The following is a 16,173-nucleotide window of genomic DNA, read 5'->3' on the forward strand; positions in this document are numbered from 1 at the left end:
TGTGGGAGCGGCCCTTGCGCCGCGATGGGCCGCAAAGCGGCCCCGGCAACGTTAGCGGCGACGCTGAAATCCTGGGGCCGCTTCGCGCCCCATCGCGGCGCGAGGCCGCTCCCACACAAGGCTGAGCACACACAAGGCTGAGCACACACAAGGCTGAGCACACACAAGGCTGCTTGAACACGGACATCCGTGCCCTAGAACAACGGCACGGTGTAGCTGACGGTCACCCGGTTCTGATCCTGTGCCCACTCGCTGGGCAACCCACTGCGCAGCATGCCGTTGCGCCAGCTCAAGCCAAGCCCCTTGAGCGCACCGTCCTGCACCACATAGTCCAGGGCGATGTCACGTTCCCATTCCTTTTCGTCACCGCCGGCAGCGGTGCGGATGTGCGTGCCCTTGAGGTAGGTGAGCGAGGCAATCAGGCCGGGCATGCCCAATGCCGCAAAGTTGTAGCTGTATTGGCCGAAGGTGGTGCGTTCACCTGCACGGGTGAAACTGGTCACCAGCCGGTCGGTGAACAGATACAGGCTCGAGCCAGCTGCGCCTTCGCCTGTATTGCCCTGGTTGATCTGCACGAAGTTGCCACTGTCCGAGACACGCTGATGGCCAAGCAAGACCGAGTGGCCACCTATGGCGTAGGTGAACATGGCACTCCAGGTATCATTGTCGATTTTGCCTGCGGTATCGCCCAGGCCGGTGACGCGATACCCTGCCGCGCGCCCGCTGGCTGAGTCGTTGCGTCCATCCGCGTCGGTCTTGAAGTAGCGCAGGTCGGTGGTCAGCGACTGGTTGTCGCTCAGGGCCCAGGTGTGCACGAGCCCCGCAAAATGCTGGACATAGTAATCCTCCAGCTGGGCGCCGTAATATTGCAGCTTCAAGGCGGGGGTGAGCTGGTAATCGGCCCCGGCAAACACAAACGCATTACTCTCGCGTGTACCCCCCGCCACGGCCAGGCCTGAGCGGTTGGTCGAGCCCCGGCCGGTGGTATGCTCCAGGCGGCCTCCGGTCAGGGTCAGGCCATCGATTTCTTTCGAGGTGACGATCCCGCCTTCGAAGGTCTGCGGTAGCAAGCGCCCATCGTTGGCCACCAGAATCGGCAGTTTCGGTTGCAGCGTACCGTAGCGTGCCTCGGTCTGGGAAAAACGGACCTTGCCGGTCAAGCCCAGGCGACTCCATTCGTCCACCGCGCTGCCATCGCTGGCATCCGGAATCATCGAACTGCCTCGGTGATTGCCTGCACCGCCATCCAGGCGTAGGCCCAGCAAGCCAAGGGCGTCAACGCCGAACCCCACGGTACCGTCGGTGAAACCGGACTTGTAGTCGAGCATGAAGCCCTGCGCCCATTCGGCCGTCTTGCTCTGGCCGGCAGGGCCGGGGCGGTCGCGGTAATCGTTATTGAAATAGTAGTTGCGCAGGTGCAGGTTGGCTTTGCCGTCCTCGATGAAGGCCGCCTTGGCAGCCGGAACGGCCAGGGTGGTCAAGGTGAGTAGGTACAGGGGCACGTAGGGCTTTCTTGTCATTGTTTTCTTCCTGAGGGTGATAGGCGCCCAGAGAGCGGGCGCCAAGGGTGCTGCAGTGTGGGCAGTCAGTCCGGCAGCCACTCCTGCAGGGTGAGCTCCACGGTAATGAAGGACAGGTTCCGACCCCGTTGCAGGCAGCCGGCGAAGAGCTTGCCGTCGGCGTCGGCGAGCACGGCCTGAAGGTGGCTTCGGCCGGCGATGACCTCACCGCTCAGGCTGAGGATCTCGATACCAGGCCCGGGTACATGAATGGCATGATGGCCGCGCTCGCCGTGGTAACGCAGTTCGCCGTCGATCAGGCTGCCCAGCCCGCCACGGACCACGGCGCAGGCGATGCCGTGGCTGGCGCAGAGGGCTTCGGCGCTGTCGATCACATCCTCGTTGGGCTTTAGGCGGGCGACCACCAGCCGCCCGAGACGGCCTTGCTGGACCTGCGTGGTAGTAGAGGGCAGGGCAGGTGTCATGAGGCCTCCTTGAGCACAGGGTGCAGCAGGTTGAATTGGGTCTCGGTGTCTGGCTGTACCTGGTAGGCGACATGCTCGAACAGGCATAGCCGCAGTACCAGGGGTTCGCTACCGACCACGACTCGCTGCAATACCAGATGCCCGCCGTGCTGTTGCCCAAGGCTGTCGAGCATGCCGGCATGGCAATGCAGCAGCGGGGCGCCGCTGGCATCCCTGCCGACAGTCAATGCACCACTGATGAAGGTGACAGGGCCTGTAAGCACCACGGGCTTGCCGTAGTCGTAAGGGCGTTGGCTGTCGCTTGTGGTCACCATGCGGTGGTAGGCCAAGGTGCACGCGCTGCCCCACAACACGCGGCCGACTGCACTCTGGTAGCGACAGCGCTCGAGCACTGACAGCAGGCTTTCGCCCACCTGGCTGCCGGGGGCAAGCTCGACGCGCAACTCCTGGCTGCACGCGACTTCACAGTCGAGCAGCCTGGGTAGGCGGGCCGGGCCTGCATGGTTGAAGTGGCGCACCCCGCCGCGCAGTTCGAAATGGGGCGTCATGCCGGTTGCTCCGTGCCGGTCTCGAGCAACGTGCGGATGTGTTTCTTGACGATCTTGCCGTAGCCGGACTTTGGCATCTCATGCCAGCGTACAAACTGCTTGGGCCATTTGTAGCGTGCCAAGCGGGGCTCCAGGTGCGCGAGCAGTTGGTCATCGCTGACCTGGGCAGTGGTGACGATCACCGCGCAACCACATTCGCCCCATTTGTCGTCCGGCATGCCGAGCACGGCCACTTCGGTGACAGCAGGGTGGGTCAGCAACGCTTCCTCCACTTCGCGCGGGTACACGTTCGAGCCGCCGGAGATGTACATGTCCGAGGCGCGCCCGGTGATGAACAGGAAACCGTGCTCGTCCACATGCCCCAGATCGCCGGTATGGAACCAGCCATGGCGGAAGCATTCGGCATTGGCCTGGGGGTTGTTGTAGTAGCCGGCGAACACGGCCGGGCCGCGCACGCAGATTTCGCCGTCCGTACCGGTGGGCAGCTCGCGGCCTTGTTCATCGAGTATGGCCACCTGCATGCCGGTGCGTGGGTAGCCGCAGGAACCGACCTTGGCCTGGGGGCCATCGTCGGCATCATGGCAGTCGGCGGGCAGCACCGTGATGTTGCCGGTGACTTCGCCTAGGCCGTAATACTGCACCAGCACCTTGCCCAATGTGCGTAGCGCATGGCACTGGTCGGCGCGGTACATGGGGGCACCTGCGTAGATCACGTAGCGCAGGCTGCTGTGATCGTAACGGCTGACGGCCGGGTCTTCGGTAAGCATCTTGACGATGGTCGGCACCGTGAACAGGTTGTCGATACGGTGCTGCTGCACCAGGCGCCAGGCCTCGTCACAGTCCAGCCGGTCCCCGACAGGGAGTACGCAGGCAGCACCCCGGGCTACGTTGACCAGTGCATGGATACCGGCCCCGTGGGACAAGGGGGCCAGCACCAGCGAGCGTGACTGCTGGCTCAGGCAGGGCATCAGGTCGGCCAGGTGGTTGTTGACCACGAACGCCATTTGCCCGTGGGTCAGTACCCCTGCCTTGGGGTGCCCGGTGGTGCCGGAGGTGTAGAAGAACCACAGCGGATCGTTGTAGTTCACCTCAGCCGGGCGAAAACCAGGCTGAAGCGGGGCGCCTTCATCGAGCAGGGCATCGTAGGCCAGTTCACCCGCGCGGGGCGCAGCCATGGCAATCACGGTCCGCAGTGCCGGTGATGCCTGGCGCACAGCGTCCACGTAATGCTCAAAGCCCTCGTCGTAGAGCATCGCCACTGCGCCGCTGGAACTGCCCAGGTAGGCAGCTTCAGGGGGGGTGATGCGCACATTGGTGGGCACCCAGACCATTCCCAGGCGAAAGGCCACCCAGGCACTTTCGAACAGCGGCAGGTTGTTGCGCGAGTGCACCAGCAAGCGGTCGCCCTTGCCCAGGCCGCGTGCACGCAGCGCGGCAGCGACGCTGTCTACACGGTGCAGCAGTTGACGCCAGGACACCTGTTGCTCGCCGCGAATGAAGCCCGGCAGGTCAGGCAAACGCCGAGCCACCTGGCCCAGCAGCTCCCCCAGGTTCATGACATTGTCGATTCCGTTCATCGTACGCTCTCCAGAATGCTCACGTAGTTGGTCACGGCCGCCCCGCCCATGTTGAACACGCCAGCCCGGTCTGCGCGCGGCAGTTGCATGTCGCCGGCCTGACCGGTGAGCTGCATGGCCGCCATCACGTGCATCGAAACGCCGGTCGCACCAATGGGGTGGCCCTTGGACTTGAGGCCGCCGGAGGGGTTTATCGGGAGCCTGCCGTCCTTGCGGCTCACGCCCTCGGCGATCACCCGTGCGCCTTGACCGCGCTCGGCCAGGCCCATGGCCTCGTATTCGAGCAGCTCGGCAATGGTGAAGCAGTCATGGGTCTCCACCAGGGACAGGTCGTCCAGTGTGAGGCGCGCCTGGCTCAGCGCCTGCTGCCAGGCCCGTGCAGCGCCTTCGAAGACCGTGGGGTCGCGCCGTGACAATGGCAGGTAGTCGTTGACCTGGACGGCCGCGCGAAAACGAACGGCTTGACCGCCCCCGGTCGGTTGATCGCCCCTGCTGATCACCAGGGCGGCCGCGCCGTCGCTGATCAGCGAGCAGTCACTGCGCTTGAGGGGGCCCGCCACGAAGGGGTTCTTGTCCGAAGGTGTGCGGCAGAAGTCGTAGCCCACGTCGCGGCGCATGTGCGCATACGGGTTGAGTGCGCCGTTGGCGTGGTTCTTGGCGGCGATCATGGCCAGTGCATCGGACTGATCACCGTAGCGTTCGAAGTAGGCGCTGGCGATGTTGCCGAACACCCCGGCAAAGCCGTTCTCGATGTTGGCTTCTTCGGGGGTGTAGCAACATTTGAGCAGGATCTTGCCCACCTCGGCGGTAGGCAGGCTGTTCATTTTTTCAAAACCCACCACCAGGGCATGGCGCGATTGTCCGCTCAGTACGGCGTGCAAGGCCGAGTGAATGGCTGCCGAACCGGTGGAACAGGCGTTCTCCACGCGCACGGCCGGGGTGAAACGCAGCGCTGGCAAGTGATTGGCGAGCAGCGCGGATGGAAAGTCCTGGTAGAGAAACCCTGCATTGAAGTGGCCTACGTGTACCGAATCGATCTGCTGCGCATCGAGCCCTGCGTGGTCGAGGGCGCCCAGGGCCGCGTCAGCCATCATGCGCTCGGGGTCGATGTCGGGAAACTTGCCGAAGGGGGCGTGGTACCAGCCGTTGATGAGGGGTGAATGCATGAGAGTAATCCTCGCTCGGGGTTGGCGAGGTCGATGGCAAGAACGGTGCCAGGCCTGCGGCAAGCGCTCTGCCATGCGCATTCGTGGCACGTTCGACGGTGGCTGCGGGTAGCGAACACGTGCTACAGGTGTCGCATTGACGTGGCAGGCGACACTCAAGGGAGACACCTGTTACACCCTCAAGCAGGCCCGAAATGCCCATTGGCGCAGCACCACGCCCCAGGAGATTTTATTTAGCACTTCAAAATCAGTCAGTTAAGCGCGCTTTGTGGATGCCCACTACGCTATCCCGTGCACCCGCTTGAGTGTGGCACCTCAATTGCAATGTCATCTGCACCATCGCCGTATCCCACTCGATCAATAAGAACAAATAGGTCAGGAGAGCTTCATGAGCGATTTCACCCGCCGTTCCTTCATCAAGACGGCCTCCCTGGCATCGGCCGCCGTCGCCGCTGCCGGCCTGGGCCTCTACAGCACTGGCGCCCGGGCTGCCGACTTCAAACTCAAGTTTGCCAACAACCTGCCCATCAGCCACCCCATGAACGTGCGTGCTCGGGCCATGGCCAAGGCCATCAAGGAGGAGACCAACGGCGCGTTGGTGGTGCAGGTGTTTCCAAGCAGCCAGCTGGGCAGCGACACCGATACCCTTGCTCAGGTGCGCTCCGGTGCGGTCGATCTGTTTTCCCTCTCGCCCGTGATCCTGGGCACCCTGGTTCCATCGGTGCAGATCAGCGCTGTGGGCTTTGCGTTCAAGGACTACCAGCAAGTGTGGAGCGCCATGGACGGTGCCTTGGGCGAGCATGTGCGTGCGGAGATCGCCAAGACCGGCACCCTGTTCGCATTCGACCACATGTGGGACAACGGCTTTCGCGTCACCACCACCAGCACCCGGCCGGTCGCAAGCCCGGACGACCTGCGCGGCATGAAGCTGCGTGTTCCGCCTAGCCCGATCATCATGTCGATCTTCCGCGCCCTGGATGCTGCGCCGACCAGCATCAACTTCGCCGAGGTGTATTCGGCCTTGCAGACCCGCATCGTCGAAGGGCAGGAGAACCCCATGACCCTGGTGTCGACGGCCAAGCTGTATGAAGTGCAGAAGTACTGCTCGCTGACCAATCACGTGTGGGATGGCTTCTGGATGCTCGGCAACAGTGCCTCGATCGGGCGCCTGCCGGCGGATATGCAGGCGATCCTGCGCAAGCACATCGACGCGGCGGTGATGGGTCAACGCCAGGACCTGGCCAAGCTCGAAGGCAGCACCCGCGATACCTTGAAAGGGCAAGGCCTGGAACTGGTCGAGGCGCCTGCCGATCCATTTCGCGACAAGCTGCGCAGTGCCAATTACTACGCCCAGTGGCACGACAAGTTCGGCGACCAGGCCTGGGGCATCCTTGAGCAATACGCCGGGAAGCTGGCGTGATGCGCGCGCCAGCGCTACCGGCCTCCACCGTTTCGCAGCGCCTGCCGGCCCGGGTGCTCATCTGCCTCAACCAGTGGGCCATGCGCCTGGTGGGCGTGATCGCGGTTGCCCTGATGGTGATCGAGACCTTCGTGCTGCTGGCCGGCGTGATTGCCCGCTACGTGCTGCATAGCCCGTTGGTCTGGTCCGACGAACTGGCCTCGTCACTGTTCATCTGGCTAGCCATGTTCGGCGCGGTGCTGGCGTTGGACCGTGGCGAGCACATGCGCATGTCGGCGCTGGTCAACAAGCTGCCGCAGGCTTGGCGCGGATTCAGCGAAACCTTGTCGGCGCTGATCGTCTGCCTGTTCGTGGCGATGATCATCTCGCCGGCCATGCAGCATTCCCATGAACAGATGTGGATCACCACTCCGGCGCTGGGGATTCCCGACGGCGTGCGTGCTGCAGCGCTGCCGGTAGGGGCTGTGCTGATGCTGCTGGCGGCCGTCGCGCGTATGGCCCGTTATTCGACCGTGCGCCAGTTCATGGCCGGGCTGGCGGTGGTGGCCACGGTGGCCGCGGCCTTGTGGCTGGCGCAGCCCATACTGGCAGCGATGGGCAATTACAACCTGGTGGTGTTCTTCCTGGTGCTGCTGGGCGCCTGCGTGTTTGGCGGCATCCCTATCGCCTTTGCGTTCGGCACGGCGACCATGGCCTACCTGGCCCTGGCGACCCACGCGCCCCTGTCGATCGTGGTCGGCCGCATGGACGAGGGCATGTCCCACATGGTCCTGCTGGCCGTGCCGCTGTTCGTGTTGCTGGGTGTGGTGCTGCAATTGTCGGGCATGGCCCGCACGCTGATCGATTTCATGGCTTCGCTGCTGGGGCACGTGCGTGGCGGTCTGCAGTACGTGCTGTTGGGGGCGATGTTCCTGGTGTCGGGTATTTCAGGGTCGAAGGTTGCCGACATGGCCGCAGTGGCCCCGGCGTTGTTTCCTGAAATGAAGCGGCGCGGCTCAAAGCCTGAAGAGCTGGCAGCGCTGTTGTCGGCCACGGGGGCGATGACCGAGACCATACCGCCGAGCCTGGTGCTGATCACCATCGGTGCGGTGTGCAGCGTGTCGATCACGGCGCTGTTCATCGGCGGGTTGATGCCTGCGGTGGTGGCCACCCTGGCCATTGCGGTGGTGTGCTGGTGGCGCTCGCGCAAGGACGAGGCGCCGGCGATTGCGCGGGCACCTTTGTCCCGCGTGGCCAAGACGTTCCTGATTGCCCTGCCGGCCCTGGCGCTGCCGTTGCTGATCCGGGTGGCGGTGCTGGAAGGGGCGGCCACCGCTACCGAGGTCTCGACCATTGGTGTGGCCTACGTGGTACTGGTGGGGCTGGTGATGCACCTGTTCATGCGCCATATCGAATGGCGCCGGCTGTACCCGATGTTGCTGGAAGCGGCGGCCTTGTCCGGGGCGATCCTGCTGATCATCGGCATGGCCTCGGCGATGGCCTGGGCGCTGACGCAGTCGGGCTTCTCGCAGTCGCTGGTGGAACTGATCGAGGAAATACCAGGCGGGGTGATGGGCTTCATGGTGGTCACCATCCTCACCTTCCTGATTCTGGGCAGTGTGTTGGAGGGTATCCCGGCCATCGTGCTGTTCGGCCCGCTGATGTTCCCCCTGGCCGAAATGCTCGGCATTCACCCGGTGCACTACGCCATGGTCGTGATCCTGGCCATGGGCATCGGGTTGTTCGCACCGCCCTTGGGTGTGGGTTTCTACGCTGCCTGCGCCATCAGCAAGACGTCGTCCGATCATGTCATTCGCCGCGTCTGGGGGTACCTCGGGGCATTGCTGGTGGCGTTGGTGATCGTTGCCTGTTTCCCATGGATTTCTATCGGTTTCCTTTAAGAGAGCGCTGACATGAGCCAACTTGCAAAAAAGACTTTGCCTGCAACTGCCGTGGGCCGCGTGGCGCTGGTCACCGGTGCGGCCATGGGGATCGGCGCGGCCATCGCCGAACGCCTGGGGCATGATGGCCACACGGTAGTGGTGGCCGACATCGACCTGCAGGCAGCCGAACTCAGGGTGGAGGGGTTGCGCGAGCAGGGCACCGATGCCTTGGCGCTGGCAATCGACATCGGTGACGCAGCGTCGATCACGGCGTTGTTCGATGAACTGCGTGCACGCTGTGGACGCTGTGATGTACTGGTCAACAATGCCGGTATCGCCCGCACCCAGTCGTTTCTGGACACGGACCTGGAAGGCTGGCAGCGGCTGATGAACGTCAACCTGACCGGCACACTGCTGTGCAGCCAGCAGGCTGCGCACGTGATGCGCGAGCACGGGTGGGGGCGCATCATCAACGTTGCCTCCATCAGCGGCATGCGGGCGAGCATGGGGCGCACTGCGTATGGCACGTCGAAGGCAGCGGTGATCGGCCTGACTCGGCAGATGGCGATCGAGCTGGCCGAACATGGCATCACGGTCAACGGCATTGCCCCGGGCCCAGTGGACACGCCTTTGACACAGGCACTGCATTCTGCGGCGACACGCGAATCCTATGCCCGTGCGGTGCCTTTGCGCCGTTACGGCACACCGGCGGAGATGGCGGGGGCGGTGGCGTTTCTTGCGTCCGATGATGCGTCTTACATCAGTGGGCATGTGATCCCGGTGGATGGGGGGTTCATGGCGTCCGGGATTCTGGAGATTTAAGCGGGGGCAGCGTGGGAGAGGTGGCGGGGTCGTAGCGGTAAACGGGTTTGGACCGGTGTGAATGCCGAAATTCTAGGGCTGCTGTGCAGCCCATCGCGGCGCGAGGCCGCTCCCACAGAGAGCAAAGTATCGAGGGTGAGCAATTGAGCTGCGCCCTAAAAGTGGACGGATGTCCAACATTTGGGGCGCAGCTCAAATACCTGTGGGAGCGGCCTCGCGCCGCGATGGGCCGCACAGCGGCCCCAGGATTTCAGCCCCACATGGCCGGTCGCCGGCCTCCAGACCAGATACTCACTGCTCTGAACCGCGTTGCGCCTCATCCTCTCGGGTCGCCTGTTCCCCGGCTTGCAAGGCCGTTTCGACGAAGGTGGCGATGCAGGGGTTGTGATTGTCGGCCTTCCACACGGCCACCACTTCGATCACCGGTGCTTCGCGCAGGGGCCTGAAGCTGGTACTGGCCAGGCGCATGTTGCGCATCGACCGGGGGACCATCGCCACCCCCAGGCCTTCGCCCACCAGGTTGACGATGGTCTGCTGCATGTTGATCTCAAGGCCGATGTTGGGGGTGACTCCATGCTGTAGGCAGTAGTTGCAGATCATGTCATGCAGGGCAGGGGCAATACGCCGTGGCACGATGATGAAGGTTTCACCGGCAAGCTCACGTGGCTCCACGACGGTTTGCTCGGCCAGGCGGTGGCCGGGCGGCAGTACCAGGGTCATTTCCTCGCGGTACAGCGTGACGGTTTCCAGGCCTGTGCAGTCCTGAGGCCGGTACATGATCGCTACATCCTTGTTGCCACTGGTAATGTCCTGGGCCAGGTCCAATGGCAGCGTCTCGGTCAACTTCAAGTTCACCTGGGGGAACAGCGCGGCATAACGGCGGGTGATCGCCGGTGTGATGCTGTAAGCGGTGGACATCATGAACCCCACGGAAAGTGCCCCTGCCGCACCGCGCGCGGCGGCCAGTGCATTGCGCTTGGCTTGCTCGAAGGCTGCGAACACCGTGCCGGTATCGAGGTAGAAGCGCTGGCCGGCCTCCGTCAGCTCGACCCTGCGCCGGGAGCGGTCGAACAGCTTGACCCCAAGCTCTTCCTCCAGAAGCGCAATTTGCCGCGACAGCGGTGGCTGTGAAATATGCAGGCGCTCGGCCGCTCGGCCGAAGTGAAGGGTTTCGGCCAGCGTGCGGAAGTACTGCAGATGCCTGAGCTCAATCATGATGCTCTCGAAGGTATCAGTCGATGCATGATTATGTATTGGAAAATATAACTGCGCCTCCCTAATGTGAACCGTGCAACGTCATTCGGCCGAGGCGGCGTCACAAGCCCGCCAGTCGACATAGTCAAAAGCTATAGAACAAGAAAAAGGTGACGCTAATGACCGCTTGTAACCCTGCCGTTCGTGCGCTCCAACCCGTCGTGGAGGCGTGCAACATCGCTCAAGACAGTGACCCTGTGGTGCGTCAGGCCTTTAACCGGGCCTTGCGGCTGATAGAGCGTGGCATTGCCGTACTGATCCGCGGAGAGACCGGTACCGGCAAGGAAATTCTCGCCCGCGCCCTGCACGCGCACAGTCAACGCCGCGGTGCACAACTGGTGGCGCTCAATTGCGCGTCCATTCCCGAAACCCTCATCGAAAGCGAGCTGTTCGGCTATAGCCGCGGGGCGTTCTCGGGTGCTTTACCGGGCGGCAAGAAAGGCAAGGTTCAGCAAGCCGATGGCGGCGTGCTGTTTCTCGATGAAATCGGCGACATGCCCCTGGAACAACAAACGCGCCTGCTACGGGTGATTGCCGAACGTGAGGTAACGCCCCTGGGTGCCGAGCGCAGCATCCCAGTCAACTTTGCGCTGGTTTGCGCGACGCACCAGGACCTCTCGGCACGGGTTGCCGAGGGCAGTTTCCGCGAGGACCTGTTCTATCGCATCGCCACGGGCGTGGTGCAGTTACCGCCGCTGCGCGAGCGCCAGGACCGTGGCGAGCTGTTGTGCAACATGGTGGCCCATGAATTGCCAGGCTGTGATCCACGCCAGGTACTGGCGCAGGTGTGGAGCTTGCTGATGGCCCACTCCTGGCCGGGGAATCTGCGCCAGATGCGGGCGGTCGTGCGTTACGCCTGCGCCGTGATGGAAGGCCCGCGCATGCTGCGCAGCGATCTGCCGCTGGACTTCATCGAGCAGTGCCAGACCCCGGCTGCGTTGCCTGCCAACATCACGCCCATCCGCCGGGCGGCGCCTTCAGGCGATGAGCGCAGTGAGGTGTTACAGGCCTTGCAGAGCTGCCGCTGGAACATGTCGGCGGCGGCCCGCGCTCTGGGGATCTGCCGGCCTTCGTTGTACCGGGTAATGCGCCGGCTGGACATTCCCCCGCTCAAGGAGCAGTTGGCGCTCGGCGCCTGCGGCACCGCGTGATGCCCTGACCCTCCAGCACCTTAGACGACCGCCTGCTGCCAATGAGCAGGCGCGCCTGGCTGCGGCCATTTTCGATGGATGACGACCATGAGCACTCCCGTTGTGCATGCTGCACTCAATTTCACCCTGACCGGCCGCACGGCCCTGGTAACGGGCGCCGCCCGTGGCATTGGTCATGCGATCGCCACGGCACTGGGCCAGGCCGGTGCCCGAGTAGGGGTGTGCGATTTGGATGCCGAGGCGGCCGAGGCGGCTGCGGCTCGGTTGCGAGAAGCCGGGATCGAGGCGGTTGGCGTGGGAGCGGATGTTGCCGATGAGGTTCAGGTTCAGGCCATGGTGAACCAGGTGGAAGCCTTGTTGGGAGGGGTCGACATCCTGGTCAACAACGCAGGCATCGTCTCGACTGGCCCTTTGCTGGAGGTCACCACCGCGGAATGGAACCGGGTGATGGCCATTGACCTGAACAGCGTGTTTTTCTGCGCCAAGGCCGTGCTGCCGGGCATGATGGCGCGCCAAAGCGGGCGCATCATCAATATCGCATCGGTGGCAGGCAAGCGTGGGGGTGGCTTGCTGGGTAATAGCTGCTACGCGGCGGCCAAAGGCGCGGTGATCGCCTTGACCAAAGGACTGGCGCGAGAAGCCGGCCCCTATGCCATCACCGTCAACGCCGTGTCGCCGGCACTGACCGACACCGAGATGACCAGCGCGCTGGCGCCTCAGGCCAGGGCCGAAGTGCTCGCACAGATGCCGCTTGGCCGCGCCGGCACGCCCCGCGACATCGCCGCCGCCGTATGCTTCCTGGCCTCGCGGGAGGCCGGGTTCGTGACCGGCGAGATCATGGACGTCGATGGCGGGTTCATGCGCGACTGATTTGGTCTGGGCAGGGCACAGGCTAGTTCAGCTCCCACCCCATATACCCTTGCCGGGCAAGCGTGCCCGATCATGGGGCAGCCTGAAGTCCAGCAGCGGCCCCTTTGGCACGATGCCATTGGGGTTGATGGTGGTATGGCTGAGGTAGTAGTGGTTCTGGATGTGCTGCATGTTCACCGTGTCGGCTACCCCTGGCCATTGATACAACTCGCGCAGCCAGTGGGTCAGGTTGGGGTAGTCGCTCAGACGGCGCAGGTTGCACTTGAAATGGCCGTGGTAAACGGCATCGAAGCGCACCGCCGTGGTGAACAGGCGTACGTCGGCCTCGGTGAGGTACTCGCCTGCCAGGTAGCGGTGTCGGCTAAGCACATCTTCGAGGTGATCCCATTCGCTGAACACCTCGTCGAAGGCCGCTTCGTAGGCCTGCTGTGTCGTCGCAAAGCCTGCGCGGTAAACGCCGTTGTTGATGGCCGGGTAGATGCGTTCGTTCAAGGCGTCGATGTCCGCTCGCAACGGTTGCGGGTAGAAGTCGAGCAGGTTGCCGGTCAGCGAATTGAAGTCATGGTTGAAGATCCGCACGATCTGCGCCGACTCGTTGTTGACGATGTGGTTCTCTTGTTTGTCCCACAGCACCGGTACGGTCACGCGCCCGGTGTAATGAGGGTCGTCCTGGGTGTAGCGCTGGTGCAGGTACTGGAGCCCGTCGAGGTGATCGCCCGAAGAGCCGTTCTGGCGGTCGAAGGTCCAGCCGTCACCTTGCATCAACCAGCTGACCACCGACACGTCGATCAGCGGCTCGAGGCCTTTGAGCGCGCGCATGATCAGCGTGCGATGAGCCCAGGGGCAGGCCAGCGAAACATACAGGTGGTAACGCCCCGGCTCAGCGGCAGGCAATGGGTTGCGCCGCTGTGAGTCCTCACGCTTGAACGCGCCATCCTTGCCATTTTCGTACCACTGGTCATGCCAGCGACCGTCGACCAACAGGCCCATGATGAGCTCCTTAACAAAAGCGATTTGTCTTTGGAGCCCAGTCTAGAGAAAGACGTTCGAAGCAATAGCGCAAAGAGTGGGGCGGTATGATCGGTTAAATCGATCGATTGCGATCAGCCCACCACGCTTGCGCGCGGGCAAACGCCTGCTCGCGGTCTTGCCCCAACCCACGAAGCGCCAGTGCCATGGTGGCCAGCACTGCTTTTTGGGCATAGCTGTCTTCAACCTCACCTCGCCAGAAGGCCAGCATGTGCTCAGGCTCAAGCGTTGCCGGCTTGACGTGGCGCCGCTCGCTCAGGGCAGGCCATTCTTCGTCCCAGGCTTTGCCGTCAGTGGTGCCGTAGAGATGGCTGAGCACATCCGGGTTCACCTCGATTTCGCCACCATCACCCTTGATCACGATCGCATGATCGCCCAACAAGCGACTGGCCTCGCGGTGTACGGCCTGGTAACCCGGGTGGAAGATGCTCTGCAGGCCACAGCGTGCGCCGAGCGGGTTCAGCACCCGTGCGAGGGAATGGATCGGCGAGCGCAGGCCCAGAATGTTCCGCAGGTCGATCATGCGCTGAAGTTCAGGCGCCCAGTCCTGCAGCGGGAAGAAGGCCAGATGGTGATGGTCCAAGGCCTCACTGACGGCCTGCCAGTCGCGGCACAGGGGAATGTGCAGCAGCGTGAGCAGTTGCTCGCTGTACAGGCGGCCTGCGGTGTGCGCACCGCCACCGTGCATCAGGATACGCACCCCATTGCCGGCCAGGCACTTGGCGGCCAACAGGTACCAGGGCAGATGGCGCTTCTTGCCGGCATAGCTCGGCCAGTCGATGTCCACGGCAATGGCAGGCGCTTGCAGGTGCGCGCGCAGCGCTTCGGTGAAGCCAGCGAGCTCTTCTGCGCTCTCTTCCTTGTGCCGTAGCAGCATGAGAAAGGCGCCCAGCTGCGCGTCTTCGACTTTACCCTCAAGCAGCAAGGTCATGGCGGCGCGGGCTTCTTCGCGTGTCAGGCCGCGCGCGCCACGCTTGCCTTTGCCGAGGATGCGCACGTACTCGGCGAAGGGGTGTTCAGCGGGGGTTTCCAGGGTAAGCGGGCGTAGGCTGGTCATATGCAATTGGTCGGCTTGGGCAGGCCCGCCAGCTTGGAGGCAAGTTTGGCGGGAGTGCCATTGAACAGGCGATTGAGATGGGCGCTATTGCCCTTTTCCGGGCCTAGCTTGAGCGCTGCGTATTTGATCAGGGGGCGCGTGGCGGGCGAGAGCTGATACTCCTGGTAGAACGCGCGCAGCAATGACAGGATTTCCCAGTGGTCAGGCGTCAGGTCAATGCCTTCGCGGGTAGCCAAGCCTTGCGCGGTGGCCGGTGACCAATCCTCAAGGTTGACCAGAAAGCCGTCCTTGTCCAGGGCAATGGCCTTGCCTTCGATATCGAGCGTGTTCATAACCAGCTGTTGACCTTGTCATGGTGAAAGGACAGCGCAACGAAGCCTGGGTAGTCGACCGTCGTTGCCAGCGAGGGCGCAATGGCCCTGGCCTGAATGTCTTCCTCCAGGGCGTAGAGGCGACCGACCAACTGGGCCTGCTCCAGCAAACGCAACGGTTCGCTGCCTGGGAGCAGGGCGTAGACCGCATCGCCACACAGCAGCACGGCGTCTTCGCTGCCGAGCAAACGCAGGCAGCTGTGAAGGCGTTCGTCACCAAACGGGGAGTGGGCTATTACATGCAAGGTTGTCATCAGAGCGTCACCACTTCGTCGAACTGTGCGATCAAGGCCGCAAGCTGCGCATCGTCAAGTACCTCTACCGGCAGGCCAAGGCTTGCGTGCGTCATACCGCGCCGTGCCAGGCTGTGGCCACAGGCATACAACGCGTCTACGCCGAACATGGGCAGTGCCTGCAGGTTGGCAGCCAGGTTTTTTTGCTCGAGGGCGGCGGGGTGCTGGTCGCAGGCCAGCTGGAACACGCCATCGTCCAGGAACAGCACGCCCAGCGGCAGATCGAAGGCGCCGCCGGCCAGGACGATATCCAGCGCTTCGCGGGCAGACAGCCCGCTCCAGGGCGCCTGGCGACTGATGATCAACATGGACTTGGCCATTCAATCGCCTCCAAAGCAGATCAGCCGGTCGGCCGTTTGCGCCGCTTCATGCAACTGACCAAGCCCGGACAGTTCCCAGGGTTGCTGCAGATTCACGGCAGGGCGTTGATAGCGGCTGGCTTCGCGTTCGTCCAGTACGCCACGACGCAGGGCGGCGGCGATGCACACCACTGCATCGAGCTGATTGGCCTGAACGAACGTGCGCCATTGCTGCGCAATGTCCTGTTCGTCCTGAGGGGCTACCACGTTGGACGATGCACTGTGCACCCCGTCCTGGTAGAAGAACAAGCGGGTGATGCCGTGCCCCGCAGCCAGCGCTGCCTCGGCGAAGCGCAGCGCCCGGCGGGAAGCGGGTGCCTGTGCGGGGGAAAACACCGCGATAGCAAATTTCATGGCGAACTCGTGCTATGGAATCGCGCCATGATAAACAAAAAGGCCTGGCTGCTGCA

Annotated in this window: 17 protein-coding genes; 5 read left to right on the forward strand and 12 right to left on the reverse strand. The window is 63.5% G+C overall.

Features of this window, described 5'->3' with window-relative positions; translation table 11 throughout:
- Window positions 1-194: 194 nt before the first annotated feature.
- From ACF8GB_RS20665 to ACF8GB_RS20685, 5 genes are all read right to left on the reverse strand, one after another.
- A complete protein-coding gene (locus ACF8GB_RS20665) occupies window positions 195-1,520 on the reverse strand; it encodes an OprD family porin (RefSeq protein ID WP_078478346.1) in 1,326 nt (441 codons plus the stop codon).
- Window positions 1,521-1,585: 65 nt separating this feature from the next.
- Window positions 1,586-1,984, reverse strand: a complete 399-nt coding sequence (locus ACF8GB_RS20670; protein WP_392527591.1) for a PPC domain-containing DNA-binding protein — start codon at window positions 1,982-1,984, stop codon at window positions 1,586-1,588.
- Window positions 1,981-2,532 carry a hypothetical protein gene (locus ACF8GB_RS20675; protein ID WP_058637918.1) on the reverse strand — a complete coding sequence of 184 codons (552 nt, stop codon included), beginning with the start codon at window positions 2,530-2,532 and terminating at the stop codon, window positions 1,981-1,983. Before ACF8GB_RS20675 ends, ACF8GB_RS20670 begins: the two co-directional genes overlap by 4 nt.
- A complete protein-coding gene (locus ACF8GB_RS20680; protein ID WP_392514592.1) occupies window positions 2,529-4,109 on the reverse strand; it encodes an acyl-CoA synthetase in 1,581 nt (526 codons plus the stop codon). Before ACF8GB_RS20680 ends, ACF8GB_RS20675 begins: the two co-directional genes overlap by 4 nt.
- Entirely contained in the window at window positions 4,106-5,275 is a 1,170-nt protein-coding gene (locus ACF8GB_RS20685) for an acetyl-CoA acetyltransferase (protein ID WP_058637917.1), read from the reverse strand. Before ACF8GB_RS20685 ends, ACF8GB_RS20680 begins: the two co-directional genes overlap by 4 nt.
- Window positions 5,276-5,663: 388 nt before the next feature.
- Between ACF8GB_RS20685 and ACF8GB_RS20690 the strand changes: the two genes are divergently transcribed.
- From ACF8GB_RS20690 to ACF8GB_RS20700, 3 genes are read left to right on the forward strand one after another with little or no spacing between them, the layout of a single operon-like run.
- The gene (locus ACF8GB_RS20690; protein WP_196125899.1) at window positions 5,664-6,695 is read left to right on the forward strand and encodes a TRAP transporter substrate-binding protein; all 1,032 of its coding nucleotides are present in this window, start codon (window positions 5,664-5,666) and stop codon (window positions 6,693-6,695) included.
- Entirely contained in the window at window positions 6,695-8,575 is a 1,881-nt protein-coding gene (locus ACF8GB_RS20695; protein WP_058603453.1) for a TRAP transporter large permease subunit, read from the forward strand. The genes ACF8GB_RS20690 and ACF8GB_RS20695 overlap by 1 nt, the downstream gene beginning before the upstream one ends.
- A 12-nt stretch (window positions 8,576-8,587) precedes the next feature.
- Complete coding sequence (locus ACF8GB_RS20700; protein WP_058637915.1) at window positions 8,588-9,379, forward strand: SDR family NAD(P)-dependent oxidoreductase; 792 nt, start codon at window positions 8,588-8,590, stop codon at window positions 9,377-9,379.
- A 291-nt stretch (window positions 9,380-9,670) separates the two neighbouring features.
- Here the strand turns inward: ACF8GB_RS20700 and ACF8GB_RS20705 are convergent, their stop codons facing one another.
- Window positions 9,671-10,594 (reverse strand): LysR family transcriptional regulator, encoded by a 924-nt coding sequence (locus tag ACF8GB_RS20705; RefSeq protein ID WP_058637914.1) that lies wholly within the window; start codon window positions 10,592-10,594, stop codon window positions 9,671-9,673.
- A gap of 158 nt (window positions 10,595-10,752) precedes the next feature.
- On the opposite strand from ACF8GB_RS20705, the gene ACF8GB_RS20710 reads away from it, so the two are divergent.
- Window positions 10,753-11,784, forward strand: a complete 1,032-nt coding sequence (locus ACF8GB_RS20710) for a sigma-54-dependent Fis family transcriptional regulator (RefSeq protein WP_196126148.1) — start codon at window positions 10,753-10,755, stop codon at window positions 11,782-11,784.
- An 87-nt stretch (window positions 11,785-11,871) separates the two neighbouring features.
- On the forward strand, window positions 11,872-12,654 hold the full coding sequence (locus ACF8GB_RS20715) for an SDR family NAD(P)-dependent oxidoreductase (RefSeq protein WP_058603450.1): 783 nt from the start codon (window positions 11,872-11,874) through the stop codon (window positions 12,652-12,654).
- Window positions 12,655-12,681: 27 nt separating this feature from the next.
- On the opposite strand, the gene ACF8GB_RS20720 is transcribed toward ACF8GB_RS20715, so the two are convergent.
- The 6 genes from ACF8GB_RS20720 to tusD all read right to left on the reverse strand — a co-directional run bounded on the left by ACF8GB_RS20720 (window position 12,682) and on the right by tusD (window position 16,117).
- Window positions 12,682-13,644 (reverse strand): glutathione S-transferase family protein, encoded by a 963-nt coding sequence (locus ACF8GB_RS20720; RefSeq protein WP_058637912.1) that lies wholly within the window; start codon window positions 13,642-13,644, stop codon window positions 12,682-12,684.
- Between the two features lie 94 nt (window positions 13,645-13,738).
- On the reverse strand, window positions 13,739-14,740 hold the full coding sequence (locus tag ACF8GB_RS20725) for a glycosyl transferase family protein (protein ID WP_392527592.1): 1,002 nt from the start codon (window positions 14,738-14,740) through the stop codon (window positions 13,739-13,741).
- Window positions 14,737-15,072 carry a TusE/DsrC/DsvC family sulfur relay protein gene (locus ACF8GB_RS20730; protein ID WP_196185305.1) on the reverse strand — a complete coding sequence of 112 codons (336 nt, stop codon included), beginning with the start codon at window positions 15,070-15,072 and terminating at the stop codon, window positions 14,737-14,739. Before ACF8GB_RS20730 ends, ACF8GB_RS20725 begins: the two co-directional genes overlap by 4 nt.
- Window positions 15,069-15,365, reverse strand: a complete 297-nt coding sequence (gene tusB, locus ACF8GB_RS20735) for a sulfurtransferase complex subunit TusB (protein WP_196185306.1) — start codon at window positions 15,363-15,365, stop codon at window positions 15,069-15,071. Before tusB ends, ACF8GB_RS20730 begins: the two co-directional genes overlap by 4 nt.
- Entirely contained in the window at window positions 15,365-15,724 is a 360-nt protein-coding gene (gene tusC, locus ACF8GB_RS20740; RefSeq protein WP_196185307.1) for a sulfurtransferase complex subunit TusC, read from the reverse strand. Before tusC ends, tusB begins: the two co-directional genes overlap by 1 nt.
- Complete coding sequence (gene tusD, locus ACF8GB_RS20745) at window positions 15,725-16,117, reverse strand: sulfurtransferase complex subunit TusD (protein ID WP_058637907.1); 393 nt, start codon at window positions 16,115-16,117, stop codon at window positions 15,725-15,727.
- Window positions 16,118-16,173: the final 56 nt, after the last annotated feature.

The organism is Pseudomonas sp. xss_4, from assembly GCF_043104125.1.
Lineage (GTDB): Bacteria > Pseudomonadota > Gammaproteobacteria > Pseudomonadales > Pseudomonadaceae > Aquipseudomonas > Aquipseudomonas parafulva_B.